Raw genomic sequence first — 24,161 nt, forward strand, 5'->3', positions numbered from 1 at the left:
TACTAACCGTTGGTTAAAGTGTCGATAGAGCCGATGATGTATATTGGTTAAGCTTTAATTTATCTAACGTCAAATAACTAACGTCGAGTAATTGTGTTTGAGACTTACTTTAGCATTTCAGAAGATTCTCGCCTACTGGTGAGTCTCAATTATGCGACAACTATCATAAAACGTTACAATATTGGCTCATTCAATATAATGAGTGCTTTATTAACATCCTATTTTTAAGGTCGTCAGATAGCCAAGTACCTCTTCAATAGTAATAACTTAAAGTTATAGTCGACATAGTTAATAGTGTATGGAAAACGACCAAATAATAGCCAAAACGCCTTGCTTTTTCGCGCCATTCACGGCATTGTTATCGGTTGACGATGCAACAAATAATTGTAAATAGGATTGAACTTCATGAGTGATTTAACAGTAGGTTTGGTAGGCTGGCGCGGTATGGTAGGGTCAGTATTGATACAACGTATGCAGGAAGAAAATGACTTTAACGGGATCAAACCCGTGTTTTTTTCTACCAGTAATGCTGGTGGTGATGCACCAAAATTCGATGGTATTGAAACCGGCCAACTAAAAGACGCTCATGATATTGAAGCACTTGCTGCTTGTGATGTCGTTATTACTTGCCAAGGTGGTGACTATACGTCAAAAGTCCATCAACCATTGCGTGATAGTGGTTGGAACGGCTATTGGGTTGATGCGGCAAGTACGCTGCGAATGAAAGATGACAGCATCATCATTCTTGATCCAGTCAACCGTAATGTTATTGATAGTGCCCTAGCCAATGGCAAAAAAGACTTTATCGGTGGTAACTGTACCGTATCGTTGATGTTGATGGCTATCGGTGAGCTGTTTAATAAAGGTTGGGTCGAATGGGTCAGCGCGATGACATATCAAGCTGCTAGTGGCTCTGGCGCAAACAACATGCGTGAGCTCATCAATGGCATGGGTGTGTTACGTGATGCCGTCCAAGACGAATTGGCTGACCCTGCTAGTGCTATTCTTGAGATTGATAAAAAAATCGCTCAGACTCAGCGCTCAGCAGACTTCCCTACACAATACTTCGGTGTGCCACTGGCAGGTAGCTTGATTCCTTATATCGATGCTCAGCTAGAAAACAAACAGTCGAAAGAGGAATGGAAAGGCGGCGTCGAGACCAATAAGATCTTGGGTAATGATGATACCAGTATGATTCCTATCGATGGGATGTGTGTACGCGTCGGCGCTATGCGTTGTCATGCGCAAGGCCTAACAATCAAGCTGAAAAAAGACATTCCGCTAGAAGAGATTGAAGCTGCACTCAGAAACAGTGGCAACGAGTGGTTGGACTTGGTCGAAGATGATAAAGAAGCTACCATGAATCGCCTAACTCCAGTGGCAGTGACTGGCACCTTAACTGTTGCGCTAGGTCGCTTGCGTAAGTTGAATATGGGCCCTGAGTATCTAGGCGCATTTACCGTTGGTGATCAATTGTTATGGGGCGCAGCAGAACCATTACGTCGTATGCTTAATATCATCCGTGAGCAAAACGTCTAACTCAGATACCTTAAATGAAGCACAAAAAAGACAGCGATTGCTGTCTTTTTTTATGGATCGATTACTAGTTAGATTGATACGCAATCATCACCTCATTACGACGTAAAAATGGTAGCGTCCAAGGCGGGTTATAACGTGCCAATTCAGGCTCGCCTGTAGGCGTCAAATTCTGGTCTTGCATCCATGTTTGCAGCGCTTCGGTTTTTTCCGCTACTTTATCTTCTCCTGCGAGCCAAGAGAACTTAATCACACCGTACGTCTGTGCAGGCACCTCGATAATCTCAACGTTTGGATTATTTGGTTTAGGCAACGTTTGCATCGTATATTTACTAGGCATCGTAAATTGTACGCGCCACTTACCATCGTCTTGTTGCATACTGACTGGTGCTGTCATGGCAATTTTTTGTGACTCATTATCACTTTCTTTGTTATTAGCTTGCATCGTGACAGGTGCCGTCATACTAATTTTACTACTGTCTCCACTTGGTGCTGTGTTATTACCAAAAATATAGTCCGCTAAAACCTTAAATCCTTCACGACTTGCTGAGTCTTGGTCACCACTCACCCACGTTTGCGCCACTAGCTGCTCATCGTAGCGACGCAACTCAAAGTCATCTACTTGGGTCAATACTGTGTATTTCGGCTCTTCGGTTGCCATAGCTCCTCCTGATATCAATAATGAACCACTCAATAATAAGTAAGCTGTCTTTTTCATATTATGTCTCCAGCATCTAAAAGCATGATGTGGCAATGATTATTACCTCACCTGTATAACTTCTACTGTATCAATAGACCTCTAGCACTGTCTGTGTCTTTTGGCGTGCTATCTGTATTTTTTAGTTATGGTAAAGCGGTATTGACCAAAGTGTATATTGAGCGTATATCGATGACACCTAATAACTATAGCTAGAGAACGCTAAAAAGAGTACAAGGCCGCCAACTGAAAACTGTACAAGTAGTACATTTAGGGAGAGTAACGCCGCAGCAGTTCAGTGATTCTCTGACTATATGTCCAAAAAAACCGCTAACAATGCTATAATTAGCGCCATTTTCATAGCTTAAATAGCGGTTATCATATGCAATTTGTCTTACATAAAACGGCCAGCGGTGCAACGCGTGCACGCCGTGGTACGGTTCATCTCAATCATGGCGACGTGCAAACGCCCGCCTTTATGCCAGTTGGTACTTATGGTACGGTCAAAGGCATGCTGCCACGTGATATCGAAGCCATCGGTGCTGATATTATTCTAGGTAATACCTTCCATTTATGGTTACGTCCAGGTACCGAAGTCATTGATAAATTTGGTGGCCTGCATAAGTTCATGCATTGGGACAAGCCGATCTTGACCGATTCGGGCGGTTTCCAAGTATTTAGCCTTGGCGCAATGCGTAAAATCACCGAAGAAGGCGTCAATTTTAAATCTCCTATCGATGGCGCAAAGGTATTTCTCTCACCAGAAAAATCTATGCAGATTCAGTATAGTTTGAACTCAGACATCGTCATGCAGTTCGATGAGTGTACGCCTTATCCAGCCACTCATGATGAAGCGAAAAAGTCGTTAGAGCTATCATTACGTTGGGGACAACGCTGTATCGATGAGCACAACAGACTGGGCAGTACCAACGCATTATTCGGTATTGTACAAGGCAGTATGTATCCTGATTTGCGTCAGCAGTCACTTGAAGGCCTGTTAGAGATTGGCTTCGATGGTTATGCTATTGGTGGTCTTTCAGTTGGCGAACCTAAAGAAGAGATGATAGATGTCCTAGATTACCTGCCTGATGATATGCCAGCAGATAAGCCGCGTTATCTTATGGGCGTTGGTAAGCCTGAGGATTTAGTTGAAGGTGTACGCCGCGGCGTAGATATGTTCGACTGTGTGATGCCAACGCGTAACGCGCGTAATGGCCATTACTTTGTGACGGGCGATGCAGACAATGCTGGTGTGGTACGTATCCGTAATAGCCAATATCGCAACGATGAAGGCCCATTAGATCCTGAGTGCGACTGCTATACTTGCCAAAACTTTAGCCGTGCTTATCTGTACCATCTTAATAAGTGCAAAGAGATGCTAGGTGCTCAGTTAGCCACTATTCATAATTTACGCTATTACCAACGTTTGATGCAGGGTGTTAGAGATGCTATCGAGCAAGATAAATTTGATGAGTTTGTCGGTGAGTTTTATGCCAAACGCGGTCAAACGGTTCCTGAGTTAAACTTGCGTTAATCCTGTTTAACATTTACGACCGTATAACGGACATCTGTTGAAATAAAAAAGGGCTTAAGAATAATCTTAAGCCCTTTTTACTGTGCTACTTTTATCACTCAATGGTCACCACTTAATGATTCGAATAGTATCCATTTTGACTACTATCCCATCAATGACGTCACAAATACTACAATAACAGCGATTGGCGCGATGAATTTTGCAACGATTTGCCACAGCTGCCATGTACCATTAGATAAACCAAGCTCTTGCTGAATGTTACGTTGATCCATTTTCCAACCAACAAATACAATTGCAGCCAGACCTGTTAGAGGCAATAGGAACTTACTAGTAAGTTTATCTAATGCATCAAAGATACCGTTACCCATAATAGTGAAGTCAGACCATAGGTTGAACGATAGCAATGCTGCAATACCTAGCAACCAGATTACTGTACTTGCCACGATAGTCGATACAGTACGACTCATCGACGTACGCTCTTCTAACAACTCAACGGTTGGCTCAAGTAACGAGATAGATGAAGTAATAGCGGCAAAGGTAATAAGCAAGAAGAACAATGCACCAATGATAGTACCCGCACCCATGCTACCGAAAGCAATTGGCAAGCTTACAAAGATAAGACCAGGACCTGATGCAGGATCTAGACCATTGCTAAAGATGATTGGGAAGATGGCAAGACCAGCAGCCAACGCAATAACCGTATCCAAAATAACAACGGTACGTGCTGTTTTTAGCAAGTTTACTTCACGGCCCAAGTAAGAGCCATAAGCGACCATGATACCCATACCAATTGATAGGGTGAAGAATGCATGGCCTAATGCTGCAAGCATAACATCAGCCGTTAGTTTGCTAAGATCTGGCGTAAATAGGTAAGCAACTGCTTCACCGAATCCACCGTTCATTACGTTGTAACCAACGATAACGAACAGAATCACACCCAATAATGGCATTAAAATCTTAGCTGTTTTTTCGATACCACTTGTCACACCAATACCAACGATGACAGCGGTTAAAATCATAAATACCGTATGCCAGATCGTCAATGTACCAGCTGATGCAAGCATAGCATCAAAGGTTGCAGCAACAGAATCACTGTCTTGACCAGCAAAGCTACCTGTTGCAACTTTAGTGATATAGTTAAGCGCCCAACCACCGATCACACTATAGAACGATAGAATTAAGAAGCCACCCAAAACACCAGTAGCACCAATAATACCCCAACTACGTGACTTACCTTCATTCGCTGCTACGTCTGAAAAAGTATTGACTGGGTTTTTTTGACCACGTCGACCAATTAACCATTCAGCAACTAATATCGGAAAACCGACCAGCGCGATACAGAACAAATAAGCAATAACGAAAGCTGAACCACCGCTTTCGCCAACCATGTATGGAAATTTCCATATGTTTCCTAAACCAACTGCTGAGCCTACTGCTGCCAATACAAAGCCAAAGCTTGAGCTCCATTGGGCATGTTCTTGTTTATTGATAGCCATTTTTTCCGTCCTCGTGCTTCAATTAACGTTACTGATAATCTTCCTTGATCAACATAAATAGTCAGCCTTACCGTTAGACTATTTAGTAAACGCTTCGATGTGAAACGCCCAGCAACATTAAGAAAGAATTGATTACAATATCGTAAACGCTCAGTTTCTGCTAAGCGACCAAAAAAGTCAAGTGCTCATAAATATAAAAAGCCATAACAAATAGTTATGGCTTTCATCTAATTCGCCTTCATTCCATAAGAATTTAGCTGATTAAAAGTATCAAACTCATCATTAATCGAGTTATGCTTTCTTTAGCGCACAACACCGCGGCTGCTATTTTGTAAGGAATCAATAAGTAGCTGAATTTTTGGCTCTTTAGCCAATAGCTCACTATGTAGGACTTCCAACGCTTGTGCAGTAGTCAAACCTGATCTGAAAATCGTACGATACGCTTGACGTAATACATTGATGGTTTCTTTTGACCAACCTTTACGACGCATACCCTCAATATTGAGTCCATGAGCCTTTGCTGGATTGCCAGATACCATTGTAAATGCAGCCACATCTTTTAGAATGAGGCTTGCTCCGCCAATCAAGCTATAGTCATCTACTGTACAAAACTGATGAATACCTGAGTTACCGCCAATGATGGTATGGTCGCCAATAGTCACATGCCCTGCTACACCAACATTGTTGGCCAGTACGTTATGATCGCCAATGACACAATCATGTGCGACATGGGTGTTTACCATCAGTAGATTATGACTGCCGATTTTAGTCAGCTCGCCGTCTTGAGCTGTACCACGGTGTAAGCTACAGGCTTCGCGAATCGTATTATGATCGCCGATTTCAAGCCAAGTGCGCTCACCTGCATATTTCAAATCTTGAGGATCTTCACCGATACTTGCAAACTGATAAAACTCATTGTGTTGGCCAATACGAGTCAGCTTAGTCACAACGACATGTCTATGCAAAACCGTATGCGCACCAATTGATACTTCATCACCAACGATACAATAGGGCCCGATGATAGCAGTCTCGTCAATCTGCGCGGACGGTGAGATGAGTGCTGTAGGATGAATCTGACTCATAAGATGGGCCCTTGTATCATTTGATGCGAGTAAATAATAAAAAAGTATCGCTATTTCAGTGTTACTAACGAAGCTAATACCAGTTGCGTTGTTGAGAGTTTATATATAACTGTTTATTGTAGCTATAGTGAGCGATTTCAACATCGCTCTTTGTGCAGTATGGCTTATTAAAAACTTAAGCACCCTTCGTGTTAGCAGGTTTTTGCTGCTCTTGGCGTGCAATCATAATTTGCGCACTAGCAGCCAATTCATCTTCGACATGGACAGTACAATCAAATTTATAGATACCATGTCTTTGCATCACGGTCTTTGCACGAATGATAAGCTGATCACCAGGAATCACACGACGTTTAAAACGGACCTTATCCACACCTGCAAACAGATAGAGGTAACCGTCTTCTGCCGTTAGCCCTGCACTAATAAAACCAAGCACTCCTGACACCTGCGCCATTGACTCCACCATCAATACACCTGGCATAATCGGCTCATCAGGAAAGTGACCGTTAAAAAACTCTTCATTAATAGTCACGTTCTTGATACCAGTAATACACTCGCCTGGCGTACAAGCTACAATACGATCTACCAGCATAAAAGGATAACGATGCGGTAAGTAATGCTTAATCGTATGATACGTCAATGGTAGCGTAAGACCTTGCTCAGCCAAGCTTTTAACGTCTTCATCAGTTGGGATATCTATATTGTTATTGCTCATAATGACGCTTCCTTGCTGTGTTTTGAATATCTATTATTTGTTTGTATTTGCATTAGTTATTGCCTAGCTGACGAAAACGTACAGCAGCACGTCGCCAATTAGCAGTTGGCATTGCAGCCGTACCAGATGAATATGAGCCAGCGGTTTTAATGGATTTGGTTACCATGGTCATACCAGACAGAACAACATCGTCTGTAATCTCGATATGCCCTGTGATACCGACAGCGCCGCCTATTATACAGCGCTTACCTATCGTAGTACTACCCGCAATACCGGTTTGAGCAGCAATAGCAGTGCCGTCACCAATACGGACGTTATGCGCAACTTGTACCAAGTTATCAATAATAACGTGATTGCCAATAACGGTATCATCGATAGCACCACGATCGATACACGTCTGGCTACCAACTCGCACATAATCACCAATAATGACACGGCCTAACTGGGCAATGCGCTCCCAACCTGTGTTACTAGGATCTTTAGTAGGCGCAAAACCGAACCCTTCAGATCCGATGCTTACTCCTGCATGCAATCTAACGTGATTGCCAATGACACACTCAGGCCCAACAACGACTTGCGACTTAATGACACAATCGGTACCGATACTAGTATTGGCCTCAACCACGACATGAGCATCGAGTGAGCTACGCGCCCCTATTTGTACATTGTCACCAATCACACAAAAAGGACCGATATTGACTTGCTCGCCAATAACAGCACTGTCTGCAATCACAGCACTAGGATGAATTCCGTTAGATAAAGAATGACGTGCAAAAAGCTGACTGGCACTGGCATAAGCCAGGTATGGATTTGAAACGACTAGCGCTATCGCTGAGGTAGGCACCTGGTCACGATATGCTTCCGTTACCAACACTGCCCCTGCGTCACTGCTCGCCAAGCTAGAAATATAGTGAGGATCTGCCAAAAAGCTTAACTGCTGCTGACTGGCTGTCGTCAAACTACCGACGCTACTGAATGGTTGACACAATTGCTCAGTATCAATCTCAGCCTTATTAATAATAGGCTGACGCTGCTCAATTCGAGTAATGAGTTGCTCAATCGTTATCATAATGACTATTAATAAAATATGTTTATAAATGAAACGGTCGCCAAAATAACAATGCGTTTTGACGACCTACTAAGCTCTAATGATATTTCCGTCTATTTGAGACAATCTTTGAAACTGCTCAGATAGATGAGAATGATGTCATTAATTTAGAATGTATTACCAATCTGGAACTGGACTTTTTCAGTCTCATCGCCTTCTTTGTCGCCAAATGGTACCGCGTAACTAAGTGAGATTGGACCAATTGGTGTATACCAAGTGATACCAGCACCTGCACTGTAGCGGAAGTCATTATCTTGAGTCAGTAATGGAACATCTGAATCATTAAAAGTGCGATCTTCTTTATCAGACGTGTCAAAGACCTGACCACCTTCAGCAAACAATACTGGGCGTACTTGATCTGCCCAATCACCTTTAAACGGCATTGGTAAAATTAGTTCAGCACCAAACGTTGCTAGCGCATTACCACCAACCTCTTCTGCAGTGAAGGTTTGGTTGTCTGGATCATTGACCGCATCAAGATAAACTTGTGATTTAGGTCCTAGAGTAGATGATTCATAACCACGTACTGAGCCATAACCACCAGCATAGAAGTTTTCATAGAACGGTAAATCATTACCATAACCAAGCTTAGTATAACCACGCGCGATCACATCTTTATAAATAGGGTAATATATATTGCCGCTATAAGTTAGCTTTTGGTAGTTGGCATCGCCAAGACCGATAGTTGCATCAATCGCATGGCTCATCCCTTTGGTAGGGAATACTGGACGATCTAGAGTACTGTAATCCCAACCGAGCAATAGATTGTAAGTCTGATAATCATTTTTGAAGGTGGCAACACCATCAGTATCGACTTCCGGCGTTTTCGTACCGCCTTCGTCTAGAATTTCCTGGACATTAGATATACCTAGGTAACGACCACCACGAACCTTTGTGTTGTCTACATTTAGACCCGCACTAAGACGTTTTGTTTCGTCAATAGGATAACTATAGTTCAGCGTCGCACCATATGAATCGGTCACATAGTTACTAACGTTGTCGTCGTCATATTTGGTTTTGCGATAATAACCGCTGATACCTTGAGAAACACCATTTTCTGTAAAGTACGGATCAGTATAACCTAGGCTATAAGAGTCACGTGTCTCTGAACGAGAAAGCGCAGCCTTGACACGGTTACCGGTACCCATAAAGTTGTTTTGAGTCAAATCCAACTGGAAAGTCACACCACCACTTTGTGAGTAACCAGCTGCAATCGTTGAGCTACCAGAAGGCTGCTCTTCAACCACATAGTTTACATCAACTTGGTCTGGCTGATTAGGTACGGGCTTAACGTCGACAGTGACATTTTTAAAGAAGCCAGTACGCATCAAACGCGTGCGTGACAGCTGAATTTTGTCATTAGAAGACAGCGTACCTTCCAACTGACGCATTTCACGACGTAATACTTCGTCTTGCGTTTTGATATTACCTGTAAAGTTTATACGGCGAACGTAGATAGGACGTGCAGGGTCGATATAGTAATCGACATCGACCATTTTCGTATCGTCATTGATACGTGGTACTGGTCTGATTTGTGCTAGATAATAGCCTTCATTACCATAACGTCTTTTAAGAGAAGCAGTGGTTTCGTCTAGTTTTGCTTGCGAGTATTTTTCATTAGATGCAAAGCTAACCAGCTCTTTTAGCTCACTATTCTCAAAGGTAGGTTTACCTAAAAAGTTCACTTCGCCAAACTGGAATTGCTCGCCTTCGCTTAGGCTAACTTCGATAAACACGCTACTCTTGTCTTCACTGATGTTTAGTACGGCATTATCAACTGAAAAACGCACATAACCATCGTTTTGATATAGCGCTTTTAAACTCTCTAGACTGGCAGCCAATTTTTCTTGAGCGTAACGATCAGACTTAGATAACAGACGCGTCCATGAAGATTCTTTTACCGCGAAAACGTCTTTAATCTCTTCATCACTAAAGTGTTTGTTACCAATAATATTGATATCGACAACTTTAGCAGGCTTGCCTTCTACAAAGCGCACGTCAAGTTTTACGCGGTTACCATCAAGAACCGTTTGATCTACTTCGATATTACTATTGTAATAACCTTGGCTAATGTATTGCTGTTGTAGCTCATTGGCCACACCTTGCAAAGTAGACTGCTTGAGCACGTCACCAGCAGAAAGACCAGCATTCTTCAATCCTTGCTCAAGCCCTTCTTTTGGAATGAGCTTGTTACCTTCAAAGGTTACTTCAGCGATCGTTGGACGCTCAATGACGTCAAACCTTAACTTGCCACCTTCGACACGGCTTTGAATATCAGCAAAGTTCTCAGTTGCATATAGCGCCTTAATACTGGCAGCTAAGCTACTATCATTCACCGTATCGCCTACCGTAACAGGTAAGACCGGATAGAGGCTATCAGGGGTTAGGCGTTGTAAGCCATTAAAACCGATGTCAGTTACTACAAATTCTGCAGCCTGTACTGGCATACTCATCATCGCTACAACTAACGGCAACCCAGCCGCGCTCATAATTAAAGGCGTACGCATAAACACTATCCGTCAATAAAAAAATTGCTTAAGTTAAGTTAAAAGGCACGTATTGTCTAACCCATTCACACAAGGTTATAAACCCATGCAAGGGTAACTCAGAACACTTTATATAAATTGCATCACAAAATAAACTAAAAATTACGATTAGTACAGAGGCTGCGACACAGAGTAGCATGCCTATCATAACAATAATCAGCCTATAATAGGCGTAAAACCATTAGTATATCGTGCTTTATCAGCCATATTACTCATCAGCTAATTAAAATAGCCGGTTGATGTCATTACCAATTGCTAACACCATGAAACCTGCCAGTAAGAGTAAACCGATATTTAGACCGACCATTTGTACACCTTCAGATAGGGGCTTACCGCGAATCAGCTCAATAAAGTGATAGACAATATGACCACCATCTAATACTGGAATCGGCAAAAGGTTTAAGACGGCAAGACTCAGGCTAATTAGCGCCGCTGTCGATAATACCATCTGCCAACTGATATCAAAGCTTTGTTTGGCGACTTTGGCAATGGTAATTGGCCCTGATAGATTGTCTAAACCAATCATACCTGACAGCATTTTTCCCATCGAGCTTACGGTCATTACCGCGAGCTGCTCAGTCTTTTCAAACGACTTAACTAACGACTCACTAGGACCGTAGACCACGGTAGTCTTGTAATCATCAGGAATAACAATCTCAGTCTGATCCACCATCGCACCAATCTGTCCGTAATCATTACCTAAGTTATCTTTTTTACCTTGGGGCATAATCTGCAACTGTACAGGCTTGTCATCACGCAACACCGTAAAGTCCAATAGCGTTTCAGGATTATCACGAATGATACGTGTGGCAGTAATCCAATCTTCGATCGCTGTATCATTAATAACAGTAATGCGGTCGCCAACCTTTAGACCTTGACGGCTAGCGGCACCATCGGGAGCCAAACCGCCTACAATCGGCGCAATCTGCGGCTGCCATGGCAACATACCAAAGCTGGTCAATGCGTCTTTGCCTTGAGCCTCACCTTGCATAAACTGTGTGACAGGGGCTTGATAGGTTTTAGTCGACTGATCGGTTTGGGCATCTGACTGCAAGGTAATGCTGACATTATCCGTCTCACCCATACGTCCTGCAAGGCGATAGTTAATACCTTCCCATGTCTGCACATCATGTCCATCAATCGCAACGATCTTATCGCCGACTGGCAGCTGTGCCATTGCAGCAGGCGTATCTGGTAGTACCTGTCCAATCTTAGTCGCCAACTGCTCGGATGGGGTCATAAATAGCACCCAAAATAGCGCGATAGCGATGACAAAATTCATGATAGGGCCAGCTGCAACGATAGCAATTTTCTTGAGCGGATGTTGCCGATTAAACGCAAGGTGCTGCTCATCTTTTGCGACATTACCTTCACGCTCATCTAGCATCTTTACATAGCCGCCGAGTGGCAATGCTGAGATACGATAGTCGATACCGCTCTTTTTGCTAGTCCAGCCAAAAACTTTAGGACCAAAACCGATAGAGTACGTTAGCACTTTGACACCGCAAAGCCGCGCCACAATATAATGTCCCCACTCGTGTAAGGCAATAAGCGGGCCCAAGACAAATATAGCGGCAAGAAGTGTTAGTAAAAACGTCATGATTTTTTCTCAGTATTGTCTCTCAGCATTTTTATCAACATCTTCGCTAATGTCGTTTAGCAATGTCATGTATCCGCTAAGAGACGCTTGCTACAATTATGTCAGCTTTGCTACCAACTTATCAGTCAGATGGCGTGCAATCTTATCGATTGCCAATATATCTTCTATGTCAGCAGTTTCGTCTAATGGGGGCAGCTGTATGTCATTTAAGGCTTGTTCGTTAATATCAGCAATATTCGTCAAACGTATTTTACCATCGAGGAACGCTGCTACTGCAATTTCGTTTGCCGCATTAAGCACAATCGTGGCTTGCGTTCCGGCTTGCATGGCTTGACGAGCCAAACGCAGGCAGGCAAATTTTTGCAAGTCAGGCTCAATAAATTCCAAACCACTAAGTGCAAATAAATCTAACGGCTGCGAGCCACTATCCATCCGATCAGGATAGCTCAGCGCGTGCGCAATGGGCGTTTTCATGTCTGGACTGCCCAGCTGTGCTAAAAAGCTGCCATCGCTATATTCTACCATTGAGTGAATGATACTTTGTGGATGAATGACCACATTTATCTTATCTTCAGGTAAATCAAATAAGTGACAGGCCTCTATCAGCTCAAGCCCCTTATTCATCATCGTGGCCGAATCTACAGATATCTTTTGACCCATTGACCAATTCGGGTGTTTGACCGCTTCTGCGACGCTTGCCTGCTGCATTTGCTCGAACGACTGCTGCAAAAATGGCCCACCAGAGGCTGTCAACCATAGTTTACGGACACCATGATTTGACTGATGGATTTGCGTATTGTCTTGCTGAATAGCGAGTGGCAAGCACTGAAAAATAGCATTGTGTTCAGAGTCCAGCGGCAGCAAAGTGGCTTTATGCGTCTTGACCGCATCAATCATGACCCTACCTGCCATAACTAAAGCTTCTTTGTTGGCCAATAAGATACGTTTGCCTGCACGTGCTGCTGCCAATGTAGACGGCAACCCTGCCGCCCCTACAATCGCCGCTACAACCGTATCAGTCTGTGAGTCAGTGGCAATATCTACCAATCCTGCCTCGCCCCCTACGACATCACTATCAATTCCCGCTGCTTTAAGCCTGTTAGCAAAATCATCTACGGCTGACGTCGGCACACTGACGCGTTTTGGCAAAAACTGCTGACAAAGCGCAAATAGCTTATCTAAACGATGATAGCCTGACAAAGCATAGACTTCATAAGTGTGCGGTTGCGCCGCTAATATTGCTAAGGTGCTATCGCCAATCGAGCCTGTCGCGCCTAGTACGGCGATGCGTTGCGTCATAACCATTAATGCCCATGATACTTAAAAGTAATAAAAATAGAATATCGTCTGTTAACTATAAAGCCACCGCTCTGATAACTTTGCTTGTCATACCAATGCATTGCTCGCTCTCGGCTGACTTATACCAATATTATGGTGAACTGACGACAGTACAGGTTTAAATAGAAAAGTGCTGCTATATAATCTTACACCACTATCAAGCCAAGCTGCTGTATCGCCCAAAAACCAAGGGCAAATATCGGTGTGGCAGACAACAGAGAATCGATACGATCAAGGATACCACCATGACCTGGCAAGATAGTGCCTGAATCTTTTACATCAGCACGGCGCTTGAGCATTGACTCAAACAAGTCTCCAAGTACAGAGGCAAGAATAGTGATGGCCGATAACGCTACAAATGCGATTAACGGTACACCGGTCAGCTGTAATTTAAAGACGCTGATAGCTATCACAACTAACAGCCCTGTGACGAGGCCACCAGCCAACCCTTCCATGCTCTTATTGGGCGAAACATTGGGTGCCATTTTTCGGCGACCAAGCTTGCGTCCAACGAAATATGCGCCACTATCTGCACACCATACTAATAAGAACACATACAGCAGCCACCATGCCGACAGTTGCCAGAGATAGAACATCGCCGTGATAGATGCCGTCAAAATAACCGCGCCCATCATTGCCAGCTGGTTGCCGTACCACCTCGTTTGTGTCGGGAAAACTCGAACCCAAGACAGCGCCATCAGCCATATTACTAACGAAGCCACCCACCAAAACAACCAAGTTACCTTGAACATCAGTGAGAGTATAGTAAGCGCTAAAATCAATAGAACGAATACCGCAGGCTGGCGCCACTTAGGCATCAATTTAGCCCACTCATGAGCGGCGATAATGACCCCAATGGCCAACAGTGGTGCAAATAAAATAGGCGTTTGGCTCGCAAACATTGCAATACCAACGATAATAACGAGAACAATTGCCGTCTTAATTCGTTGCCACATACTTATCGAGCCTTATAATAATGAAGAACAGATGGTCAAAAAATGCATTATAGCAGCTAACTAACGATGGCCTAGTGATAGCATTCAATACTAATTCAAGCCGTTTATCATTGCATAAACCAACCCTATTGACCAGTTATACAATACTAACTGAACTGAACCGACTAAACTTATCTATCAACTCATTGCTCAGTGACCTTGCTGCTCTACCACTACCTGCTCGCTGGTTTTGCCAAAACGGCGTTGGCGTTTAGCAAACTCTGCGATCATCAAAGCCAGCTCTTCTGCTGTAAAATTTGGCCATAATGTGGGAGTGAAAAACAGCTCAGCATAAGCAGATTGCCACAATAAGAAATTAGAAATACGATACTCGCCGCCCGTACGTACCAGCATATCTACTGCTGGGGTATCAGCTAATTGTACGTAGTTACCTAACAGCTTTTCATTTATATCTTCGGCTTTTAATTCACCAGTTTGCACTTGCTGAGCCAGCTGTTGTGCTGCATTTGCGATATCCCACTGTCCACCGTAGCTAATCGCAATCACTAGTGTCATCGCATCAAACTTCGCCGTTTTTTCTTCTGCGTCAGCCATTAGTGTTTGTAATGACTCACTAAGCTGACTACGGTCGCCGATGAAACGCAAGCGAATACGATACTCATTCATGCGCGGCATTTGCTCATGAATCGTCGATGTAAGTAGCTGCATCAACAATGCTACTTCACTAGGCGGTCTCTGCCAATTTTCGCTTGAAAACGCAAATACGGTCAGTACTTCAATGCCTGTATTGACACAATACTCAACGATAGGATCGAGCGCATCTTTGCCAGCCACATGTCCTTGACCGCGGCCCAAATCATTGGCCTTACCATAGCGATTGTTACCATCCATAATGATGGCGATATGACGAGGAAGAATAGCGGGCGCCAAAACGGCTGAAGTGGACATAGGCGAACTTGCTTATTGTTAAGGTAAAATAATAATAACGTGTGCAACGGTGATTAAAAAGCGCCATTTATATAATTCACTAACTTATCACAATTGCGTCGTTAGTTTTTAGTGTTCAGAATGCGATGGCTCCAGTTCAATCAACCACACCTTTAGCTTGCCTTAAATATGGCTAGTTGCTTCAGTTTAAAAGAGAAACAAGGCAACCGAGTGCAGATGTAACTGTGATACTTCAAGCGAGGTTAACGCTGTCACTCTTTTATAAAGGATTGACTATATCAGTCTACACAATAATAAACAGCCAATAGCTATAAAGTATTGGCTGCTCAATTACAGATAGTCTACCGAACTTATTCTTGTTATCAATACCAAATATATCAGTATTAAACTTCCATCAAATCGCTTTCTTTTTTACTCAAGCGAGCATCGATCGTTTCGATATATTTGTCAGTGATTTTTTGAATATCATCACTAGCGCGGCGCTCATCGTCTTCTGAGATTTCTTTTTCTTTTGCCAAGTCTTTGATATCGTTCATCATGTCACGGCGAATGTTACGGATAGACACTCGGCTGCTCTCAGCTTCACCACGTGCAAGTTTTTGCATATCGCGACGAGTATCTTCTGTCAATGCTGGCATTGGCACACGAATCACATCAGCAGACATTGGGTTTAGACCCAAATCTGCTTCACGAATGGCCTTATCTACTGCTTGTACCATCGTACGGTCAAATGGTTGAACCAGCAAGGTACGTGAGTCTTCAACGTTGACGCTTGCCACTTGGTTCAATGGTGTATCAGAACCGTAGTAGCTAACCATCACACCTGACAACATACCTGGATGCGCACGGCCAGTACGAACTTTACTGAAAGTGCTTTCAAGCGCTTCCAATGTTTTTTGCATGCGTGCTTCGCCGTCTTGCTTAATCTCTTTAATCATTGTGTATCCTTATTTATCGTTACCGACAAATTTTTTATTTGCTATTGGGATATTAATTATTTATTGCTAATCGTTAGCTATTTACTGACGTTAGTTGCCAGTATCGCATCAATTAATGAAAAACTCGTGTGCCTTCATTTTCACCCATGATGACATTCAATAATGCATTAGGCTTAGTCATATCAAACACTTGTAGCGGTACGTTATGCTCACGGCATAATGCGATAGCCGTTAAATCCATGACGCCTAGCTTTTGCTCTAGTACTTCATCAAAAGTCAGACCATCATATTTGACTGCATCGTCATGTAGACTTGGGTCTTTGTCATAAACGCCATCGACCTTAGTCGCTTTTAAAATTAAACCAGCTTCGATCTCAATACCGCGCAAACAAGCAGCGGTGTCAGTAGTAAAGAATGGGTTACCCGTACCTGCAACAAAGATACAAACTTCGCCGTTTTTGAGATAACGAATGGCATTACGACTGCTATAGCTTTCAGTGACTTCACCAATTGGCAATGCAGACATCAAGCGAGTTTTGATGTTGCGACGCTCAAGCGCATCACGCATTGCCAGTCCGTTCATAACGGTCGCTAGCATGCCCATCTGATCACCAGTAACACGGCCAACGAGACCTTCTTTTTGTAACTGCGCACCGCGATATAAGTTACCACCGCCGACTACGATACCCACTTGGACACCAAGTCCACGCAAGTGAGCGATAGACAAGCTCATTTTATCAAGCACTTCGGTATCAATACCCATGTCTTTACTACCAGCTAAGGCTTCACCGGAGAGTTTCAGCAAGATACGAGCGTAACGCGGGTTTTTGTCAGACATGAGGTCACCTTGTTATCATGAAATTATAAAGAAAATTATCGGTAAAATACAAATCGAGTTTGCCCACAACGCTACACTTACAGCTAAGCGTCTTAAAAAGGCTAAATTGCGCTAATTGTAGCAAAAACTGCCCGCCATTGGGCAATTTTCACTCGCATATCTTATTGGATATCTAGCCTTGATAACTGGCGAATAGATCGTATTCGCTAGCATCATCGATAGTCACTGTTAAGAACTGCCCTACTTTCACTTGAGCGTTGATGTCATCAACATAGACATGACCATCAATTTCAGGTGCATCAGCATAGCTACGGCAGATAGCAATATTTTCATCGCTATCAATTTCATCGACCAATACTGTTAAGGTCTTGCCGACTTTTTCTTGTAGCTTTTGCGCTGAAATATCTTGCTGTAGCGCCATTAAACGCTCATAGCGAGACTGCTTGACGTCTTCAGGGACATGGTCAGGCAAGTCGTTGGCAACTGCGCCTTCTACTTCTGAATAAGTGAATGCGCCCACGCGATCGAGGCGTGCTTCAACTAGCCAATCAAGCAAGCACTGAAAATCTTCTTCTGTCTCGCCAGGGAAGCCAACCACAAAGGTCGAACGAATCACGATATCAGGACAGATATCACGCCACGCTTTGATACGGGCCAAGGTGTTTTCGCTATGTGCAGGACGTTTCATCGCTTTTAGGATGCGATGGCTGGCATGCTGGAACGGAATGTCCAGATAAGGGAGCAGTTTCTTCTCACCCATCAACTCAACTACTTTGTCTACATGTGGATACGGATAGACATAATGCAGGCGTACCCAAATGCCCAAATCGTTCAATGCTTGGCATAAGTCATAAAACTTAGACTTGAGCGGCATGCCATTCCAAAAGCTGGTCTTGTACTTTAGGTCAAGACCATATGCCGAGGTATCTTGCGAGATGATAAGTAATTCTTTCACGCCAGCTTTTTTGAGTGCCAGTGCTTCGTTCATCACATTATCAATCGGGCGCGATACCAAATCACCGCGCAAGCTTGGGATAATGCAGAACGTACAACGGTGATTACAGCCTTCTGATATTTTTAGATAAGCATAATGGCTTGGGGTCAGTTTGATACCCGCTTCATTAATCAAATCTATTTTTGGATCATAGTTGGCGTCCTGACTGCGATTTGGCTTAGGCACATGCTGCGCCACTGCCGTAATCACTTCGTCATAGGCATGCGCGCCCGTCACTGCTAGTACAGCTGGGTGCATCTCACGGATTTTGTCCGCTTCTTTGCCCAAACAGCCAGTAACAATCACTTTACCATTTTTGCTAATGGCCTCGCCGATCGCATCGAGCGACTCTTGTACTGCTGATTCAATAAAGCCGCAAGTGTTTACCACGACCAAGTCGGCACCGTCATAATCACTGGCTACTTGATAGCCGTCACGGCTTAGCTCAGTGATAATACGCTCACTATCCACCAATGCTTTTGGACAACCTAGTGACACAAAACCAATCTTTGGCGCCGCACTAACTGGCATCGTAGCAGTCGCATTGGCCGTCGTTACATCGCTGCTTTGGGCTACACTACGGTTCTGGTTGTGGTTAGCTTTATGATGGTAAGGTTGTTTAGCATCTGTTTGACTGACATCTGCCTGACTCTGCGCTTGTACTATGGTAGGCGCGGCAGGATTGAAGATAGTGGCAGTGTCTTTTACGGCAGATAGAGGAGCTGTTGCTGTCGTATTCACTGACTCGGTAGAAGTTTTGGACATGGCTGACCTTGCTAGAGATAAATTGGCTGAGCGCATTGTACGTTTTTTTTGCAAAAATCACCAGTTTTGCCGCTCTATAGTCTTGATTTGTGGTTAAATATTATCTCAAGCATCTGACTTTTTTGGGCACTACCGATGAACGCTGATTTTATAACCGCCAAAACAACCCCTGACCTCGCATTTATATCTCAGCATTTATTCACCGCTATTTTATGGGTCAACGATGAGCTATCAATCACACGGTTAAATGCTCAAGCCGAGCAGCTACTCGCCATTAGTAGCGGCAGACTAATCAATCAATCAATCTTGACACTGCTCGCACCTGATGAGTTGAAGACTAAAGATACTGCATTTATCAATAATGATAGTAGTGAGACAAATGAAAATGAGCCTTCGAGCGAGCCAGCTTACTCTTTGACCGAGCGCTTTGTGCAAGCACAGAACTATCAGCAGCCTTTTATCGATCATGATCACATTATAAAAACACCGCTGAATGGTAATTTATCATTGTCAGTCGACTATAGCGTCACGCCGGTCATCTATGAACAGCAGCCTTATTTTATTATCGAGATGTGGGGCAAAGATCGGCAAAGTCGTATCTCTGAGGAGCAGCGCCAGCAACAGCAGTATACAGTTGCCCGTCATATGCTACGCTCAGTGGCACACGAAATAAAAAACCCTCTTGCTGGTATTCGCGGGGCAGCACAGCTACTGCAACGGCAGTTTATTAAATTCAGCGACGCATCTACTACTAGTACCTCTAGCGCTGATAATGCTTTGACAACTACCAACGCTGACACGCAGCATGATTTGCAAAAAATGAATCAAAAGCTGCGCAACTATACGGACATTATTATTTCAGAAACTGATCGATTGACCCATCTTATTGGGCAGCTTCTGGGTTCCAATCAACTGCCAAACTGGCAAACACTCAATATCCATGAGCCCCTAGAGCATGTTTTAACCTTAGTGACCAATCAGTATCCACAGGTAGTGTTACAGCGTGATTATGATTTATCATTGCCAGAGTTGTGCGCTGACAAAGATCAGCTGATTCAAGTGTTTTTAAACCTTATCAATAATGCTTGTGAGTCGATGACTGAGTTCGAACAAACGCTACAGCAGAATAAAATGTCAGAGTCTCAAGAATCCTCACAATCTGCCATACAAACTGAGGGCAATTCTGACTATCAACCGACATTACATATTCAAACGCGGGTTGCCTTTCAGCATACGATCGTCGGGCAGCAGCACAAGCAAGTGATGCAAATTACTATTACTGATAACGGATCAGGTATTGATCCAGCATTGATCGGTCAGATATTTTTCCCAATGGTCACTAGCCGTGCAGCCGGTACAGGTCTTGGATTATCCATCGTCCAAGATATTATCAGTCATCATCATGGTATGATTGATGTGAGCTCGACAAAAGAACAAGAAGACAAGCAAACCCGATTTACGCTATATCTACCATTTACTCAACCCATCACTGAGACATAAAACAAATTATGAATTTATGAATTAAAGGCTGCTAAGTTTCATAACGCCAACTCCCAATCCCCAACTTACCATCAATAATTGCTGATTAGGCCCAATACATGACTGAATATAGCGACGACCTCCAACCTAAAAGCGATGATCAATCACCACAATCACAAATAGTAACTGTGAATAATGCACCCAGCGACCACCCTGCAACATTGTGGTTAATCGATGACGATGCAGCCCTACGTATGGTGTTGGCAGACACGTTTGAAGATGCTGGATTGACCGTTATCAGTTTTACCCAAGCCCAAGCAGCATGGACTCGCCTTAATGATGTGTTAAAACAGCAAGAGTCAGCTGAGCAATTACCAGACGTCATACTGACCGATATTCGTATGCCAATGATGGATGGATTGTCTTTTAGCGACTGGGTCCATCAGCATTTTCCCAAAATGCCAATCGTAATTATGACGGCACACTCAGACCTGACCTCTGCTATCAATAGCTATCAGACAGGGGCTTTTGAATACTTGCCCAAGCCTTTTGACTTAGATGATGCAGTTGCAACGATTTATAAAGCCATCAATTATCAGCCTAATTTAGAAACAACGACTGTTTCCCTTTCAGATGAATCTAATATCAATATAACGTCTGATACTTCCACTGAAGACCGGATAAAACCTAAAGCAGCACCTGCTAGTAAGACAACCAAAGACAATAAGAACAAAGGTGCCGTCGAGGGCAAAGGTAACCCTAGCGGCATCATTGGACAGTCACCAGCCATGCAAACGGTGTTTCGTGCCATTGGCAGGCTGGCTCAATCCCCCATTTCCGTCTTAATCACTGGTGAGTCTGGAACAGGTAAAGAGTTGGTAGCCAGTGCATTGCACCAGCACTCTCCGCGTAAGCAGCAACCGTTTATTGCGCTTAATATGGCAGCCATACCGCATGACTTGATCGAGTCTGAGCTATTTGGTCACGAAAAAGGCGCGTTCACTGGTGCAACGACGATGCGTCAAGGCCGTTTTGAGCAGGCAGATGGCGGTACTCTATTTTTAGATGAAATCGGTGATATGCCTTTTAGCACTCAGACACGGCTGTTACGCGTACTGGCCAATGGTGAGTTTTATCGTGTTGGTGGTCAGCAGCCCATAAAGGTCGATGTACGTATCATCGCAGCCACCCACCAAAACTTAGAAGAGCTGGTAAAACAAAGCCGATTCCGCGAAGATTTGTTTTATCGCCTCAATGTCATTCGTTTACCCCTACCACCATTACGTACACGCCCTGAAGACATTCCTGCATTAGCCCTCTACTTTATGCAGTCTGCCGCAGAGCAAATGAATACCTCTCCAAAGCATCTACATCCTGCCGCATTGCAAATTATGCAGACGTTTGACTGGCGCGGTAATGTGCGTCAATTAGAAAACGTCTGCTTGTGGCTCACTGTGATGGCCACTGGTGATACGGTGATGGCGACAGACTTGCCACCAGAGCTACTTGAAAATATCTCACCTAATACGGTGCTTTATGAAGAGCATGGCTCATCAAAGGAAGACGCTCAAGAGAACTTGGTACAAAGTGGCGATGTATTAAATAGTAGTGTGTTAAACAGTCATCAAAATGAGCGAAGTAGCCAGATGCCTAAAAGCCAAAGTTGGCAGCAAGCACTGGCTGATTGGGCTGAGCAGTCGTTAAGCACGGGTGAAACTGATATTCTGCAAACAGCAACCCCTGAGTTTGAGCGCGTTTTATTAACAGCAGCACTCAATCATAGCGGCGGTAAAAAGATAGAGGCAGCGAGTTTACTTGGTTGGGGACGCAATACTCTGACACGCAAATTGCAGCAATTGGATATCTCTGCCCCGAGAGTACCAACTAAAGAGTAAATAAACGCATAAAACACGATAACAAATTATGATTAATATCAATTACTTAAAATTAATATCGAAAATAAATGATAAATAATTAAAAATAATTGCAAATAGGGGTTGCCAAACAATTAAAACTCTATATAATAGCCAACCACTGAGACGGACTACCGAATCAGTTAACTGTCTAGATAGCGTTTGAGTTTAATCGCTTTTGATGATAGAGTAACGGAAATGGGGCTGTGGCGGAATTGGTAGACGCACCAGATTTAGGTTCTGGCGCCGCAAGGTGTGAGAGTTCGAGTCTCTCCAGCCCCACCATTTTCGGATAGTACATCTTAGACCAAATATCAAAACCTGCTTTTTAGCAGGTTTTTTTGTGTTTGGAATTTGGTATTAAAACTATAAAATATCTTATTAAAAGTATTAATCTACTTTTAATAAGATATTTTAAGTCCTGTAGCACCTCATCCGTACTTTAATAACGCCTCTCTACCCGCTTTGCCAATATTTGCATGCACTTGCCATAGGCATACCTAATTAATAGAAAGGCTTCCCTCACTATCATTGAATAATGCACTACGTTGATTTTTACGGAGGGTTTCACGTTGAATAATATTTCTTGCATCGACTTTTTCTAAAGGTAATCTTGTTTCGCGAGAAAGATCGCCATCGGCTATTAAAGACAAATAACGAGAACAACAAACTCTTAAAAAAGAGGTGAAATTGCCAATATCATGATCAGCATCGAGAGATTCAAGGTATAGCTTAGTGATCAGTTGATTAACCGTCATTTGATCACGAAATGACAACTCTTCTAATATATCCCAAAAAAACACTTCTAAACGAATTGAGGTTACAACGCCCTGAATTCGAAGTGATTTGGTTTTAGAGCTCCACAAGCTGTCATCAGCACTAATAAAAAGTTGGCACATATATCCTCTCTCGATACTGGGGTCTATTGAACATTCAACAGACCCGAATTAATGCTTATAGCAAAGCAACAAACTGCTTTAGCATCGCTGGGTGAGCAGGCCATGCAGGTGCCGTTACCAGTTGGCCATCTGTAATAGCGCCATCCATAGGTAACTCGATATACTCAGCGCCAGCCATTTCTATTTCTGGCTGACACGCAGGATAAGCAGAGACCTTTTTACCCTTTAATACGCCAGCAGCCGTCAGCATTTGTGGCCCATGGCAAACCGATGCAATCGGTTTATCAGTATTTGCGAAATGCTGAATCATTGCAATGACCTTAGCATTTAAGCGCAAGTATTCTGGCGCACGTCCACCTGGCAAATACAAAGCATCGTAATCTTCTACATTGATATTTGCAAAAGACGCATTAAGGACAAAATTATGACCGCGTTTTTCGGTATAAGTTTGATCACCTTCGAAGTCGTGTATTGAGGTAGCAATGCTATCACCTGCCACTTTATCTGGGCAGACTGCATCAACCTCATGCCCCATCGCTAGAAGCGCTTGGAACGGAACCATGTTTTCATAGTCTTCAACAAAATCACCGGTAATGATAAGTACTTTAGCCATGATATTCTCACTGTATTGTAATAAAACACTGTAATGAAATACGGGAACCCAAATTAGTTTATAGCGACTGAACTTAAAATGAGCCTGAATATCCATTCAAACATAAAAAACAACGACTAGGTAATATGTGAATACTACAAACAATCACTTTTTAAAATAAAATAATAAA

At 43.3% G+C, this 24,161-nt stretch carries 19 protein-coding genes and 1 tRNA gene; 5 read left to right on the forward strand and 15 right to left on the reverse strand.

Annotated features, from left to right (window positions below):
• Positions 1-405 precede the first annotated feature (405 nt).
• Entirely contained in the window at positions 406-1,539 is a 1,134-nt protein-coding gene (gene asd, locus ACHEVO_RS06065; protein WP_394124292.1) for an aspartate-semialdehyde dehydrogenase, read from the forward strand.
• A 64-nt stretch (positions 1,540-1,603) separates the two neighbouring features.
• Here asd and ACHEVO_RS06070 read toward each other — a convergent pair whose 3' ends face one another.
• On the reverse strand, positions 1,604-2,254 hold the full coding sequence (locus ACHEVO_RS06070; protein ID WP_394124293.1) for an SOUL family heme-binding protein: 651 nt from the start codon (positions 2,252-2,254) through the stop codon (positions 1,604-1,606).
• Positions 2,255-2,615: 361 nt separating this feature from the next.
• Here ACHEVO_RS06070 and tgt point away from each other — a divergent pair, with 361 nt between their 5' ends.
• On the forward strand, positions 2,616-3,767 hold the full coding sequence (gene tgt / locus ACHEVO_RS06075; RefSeq protein ID WP_296207508.1) for a tRNA guanosine(34) transglycosylase Tgt: 1,152 nt from the start codon (positions 2,616-2,618) through the stop codon (positions 3,765-3,767).
• A gap of 143 nt (positions 3,768-3,910) precedes the next feature.
• Here the strand turns inward: tgt and ACHEVO_RS06080 are convergent, their stop codons facing one another.
• The 12 genes from ACHEVO_RS06080 to rimO form a co-directional block, all read right to left on the reverse strand.
• Entirely contained in the window at positions 3,911-5,263 is a 1,353-nt protein-coding gene (locus ACHEVO_RS06080) for a sodium-dependent transporter (RefSeq protein WP_191114912.1), read from the reverse strand.
• 302 nt (positions 5,264-5,565) lie between these two features.
• Positions 5,566-6,345, reverse strand: a complete 780-nt coding sequence (lpxA, locus tag ACHEVO_RS06085) for an acyl-ACP--UDP-N-acetylglucosamine O-acyltransferase (RefSeq protein ID WP_057759135.1) — start codon at positions 6,343-6,345, stop codon at positions 5,566-5,568.
• Between the two features lie 175 nt (positions 6,346-6,520).
• Positions 6,521-7,057 (reverse strand): 3-hydroxyacyl-ACP dehydratase FabZ, encoded by a 537-nt coding sequence (fabZ, locus tag ACHEVO_RS06090; protein ID WP_057759133.1) that lies wholly within the window; start codon positions 7,055-7,057, stop codon positions 6,521-6,523.
• Between the two features lie 52 nt (positions 7,058-7,109).
• Positions 7,110-8,126 carry a UDP-3-O-(3-hydroxymyristoyl)glucosamine N-acyltransferase gene (gene lpxD / locus ACHEVO_RS06095; protein ID WP_394124294.1) on the reverse strand — a complete coding sequence of 339 codons (1,017 nt, stop codon included), beginning with the start codon at positions 8,124-8,126 and terminating at the stop codon, positions 7,110-7,112.
• A 146-nt stretch (positions 8,127-8,272) separates the two neighbouring features.
• Entirely contained in the window at positions 8,273-10,672 is a 2,400-nt protein-coding gene (gene bamA / locus ACHEVO_RS06100; protein ID WP_394124295.1) for an outer membrane protein assembly factor BamA, read from the reverse strand.
• 262 nt (positions 10,673-10,934) lie between these two features.
• Entirely contained in the window at positions 10,935-12,311 is a 1,377-nt protein-coding gene (gene rseP / locus ACHEVO_RS06105; protein ID WP_394124296.1) for an RIP metalloprotease RseP, read from the reverse strand.
• Positions 12,312-12,407: 96 nt separating this feature from the next.
• Positions 12,408-13,616: a 1-deoxy-D-xylulose-5-phosphate reductoisomerase gene (gene ispC / locus ACHEVO_RS06110; protein WP_394124297.1), complete on the reverse strand. Its 1,209-nt coding sequence runs from the start codon at positions 13,614-13,616 to the stop codon at positions 12,408-12,410.
• A 179-nt stretch (positions 13,617-13,795) separates the two neighbouring features.
• A complete protein-coding gene (locus ACHEVO_RS06115; RefSeq protein WP_296207499.1) occupies positions 13,796-14,605 on the reverse strand; it encodes a phosphatidate cytidylyltransferase in 810 nt (269 codons plus the stop codon).
• A 189-nt stretch (positions 14,606-14,794) separates the two neighbouring features.
• On the reverse strand, positions 14,795-15,553 hold the full coding sequence (gene uppS / locus ACHEVO_RS06120; RefSeq protein ID WP_394124298.1) for a polyprenyl diphosphate synthase: 759 nt from the start codon (positions 15,551-15,553) through the stop codon (positions 14,795-14,797).
• A 383-nt stretch (positions 15,554-15,936) separates the two neighbouring features.
• Positions 15,937-16,491, reverse strand: coding sequence for a ribosome recycling factor (gene frr, locus ACHEVO_RS06125; RefSeq protein ID WP_057759123.1), 555 nt, complete (start codon positions 16,489-16,491; stop codon positions 15,937-15,939).
• A 112-nt stretch (positions 16,492-16,603) separates the two neighbouring features.
• Positions 16,604-17,329, reverse strand: a complete 726-nt coding sequence (gene pyrH / locus ACHEVO_RS06130) for a UMP kinase (protein WP_057759121.1) — start codon at positions 17,327-17,329, stop codon at positions 16,604-16,606.
• A gap of 172 nt (positions 17,330-17,501) precedes the next feature.
• Entirely contained in the window at positions 17,502-19,088 is a 1,587-nt protein-coding gene (rimO, locus tag ACHEVO_RS06135) for a 30S ribosomal protein S12 methylthiotransferase RimO (RefSeq protein ID WP_394124299.1), read from the reverse strand.
• Positions 19,089-19,223: 135 nt separating this feature from the next.
• Between rimO and ACHEVO_RS06140 the strand changes: the two genes are divergently transcribed.
• The 3 genes from ACHEVO_RS06140 (at position 19,224) to ACHEVO_RS06150 (ending at position 22,765) form a co-directional block, all read left to right on the forward strand.
• Positions 19,224-20,588, forward strand: a complete 1,365-nt coding sequence (locus tag ACHEVO_RS06140) for a two-component system sensor histidine kinase NtrB (protein WP_394124300.1) — start codon at positions 19,224-19,226, stop codon at positions 20,586-20,588.
• Between the two features lie 98 nt (positions 20,589-20,686).
• Positions 20,687-22,462 carry a sigma 54-interacting transcriptional regulator gene (locus tag ACHEVO_RS06145; RefSeq protein WP_394124301.1) on the forward strand — a complete coding sequence of 592 codons (1,776 nt, stop codon included), beginning with the start codon at positions 20,687-20,689 and terminating at the stop codon, positions 22,460-22,462.
• 218 nt (positions 22,463-22,680) lie between these two features.
• A tRNA-Leu gene (locus ACHEVO_RS06150) sits at positions 22,681-22,765 on the forward strand.
• 215 nt (positions 22,766-22,980) lie between these two features.
• On the opposite strand, the gene ACHEVO_RS06155 is transcribed toward ACHEVO_RS06150, so the two are convergent.
• A complete protein-coding gene (locus ACHEVO_RS06155) occupies positions 22,981-23,379 on the reverse strand; it encodes a ribbon-helix-helix domain-containing protein (RefSeq protein ID WP_394124302.1) in 399 nt (132 codons plus the stop codon).
• Positions 23,380-23,434: 55 nt separating this feature from the next.
• On the reverse strand, positions 23,435-23,995 hold the full coding sequence (locus ACHEVO_RS06160; protein ID WP_394124394.1) for a DJ-1/PfpI family protein: 561 nt from the start codon (positions 23,993-23,995) through the stop codon (positions 23,435-23,437).
• Positions 23,996-24,161 lie beyond the last annotated feature (166 nt).

The organism is Psychrobacter nivimaris (assembly GCF_043419765.1).
Classification (GTDB): domain Bacteria; phylum Pseudomonadota; class Gammaproteobacteria; order Pseudomonadales; family Moraxellaceae; genus Psychrobacter.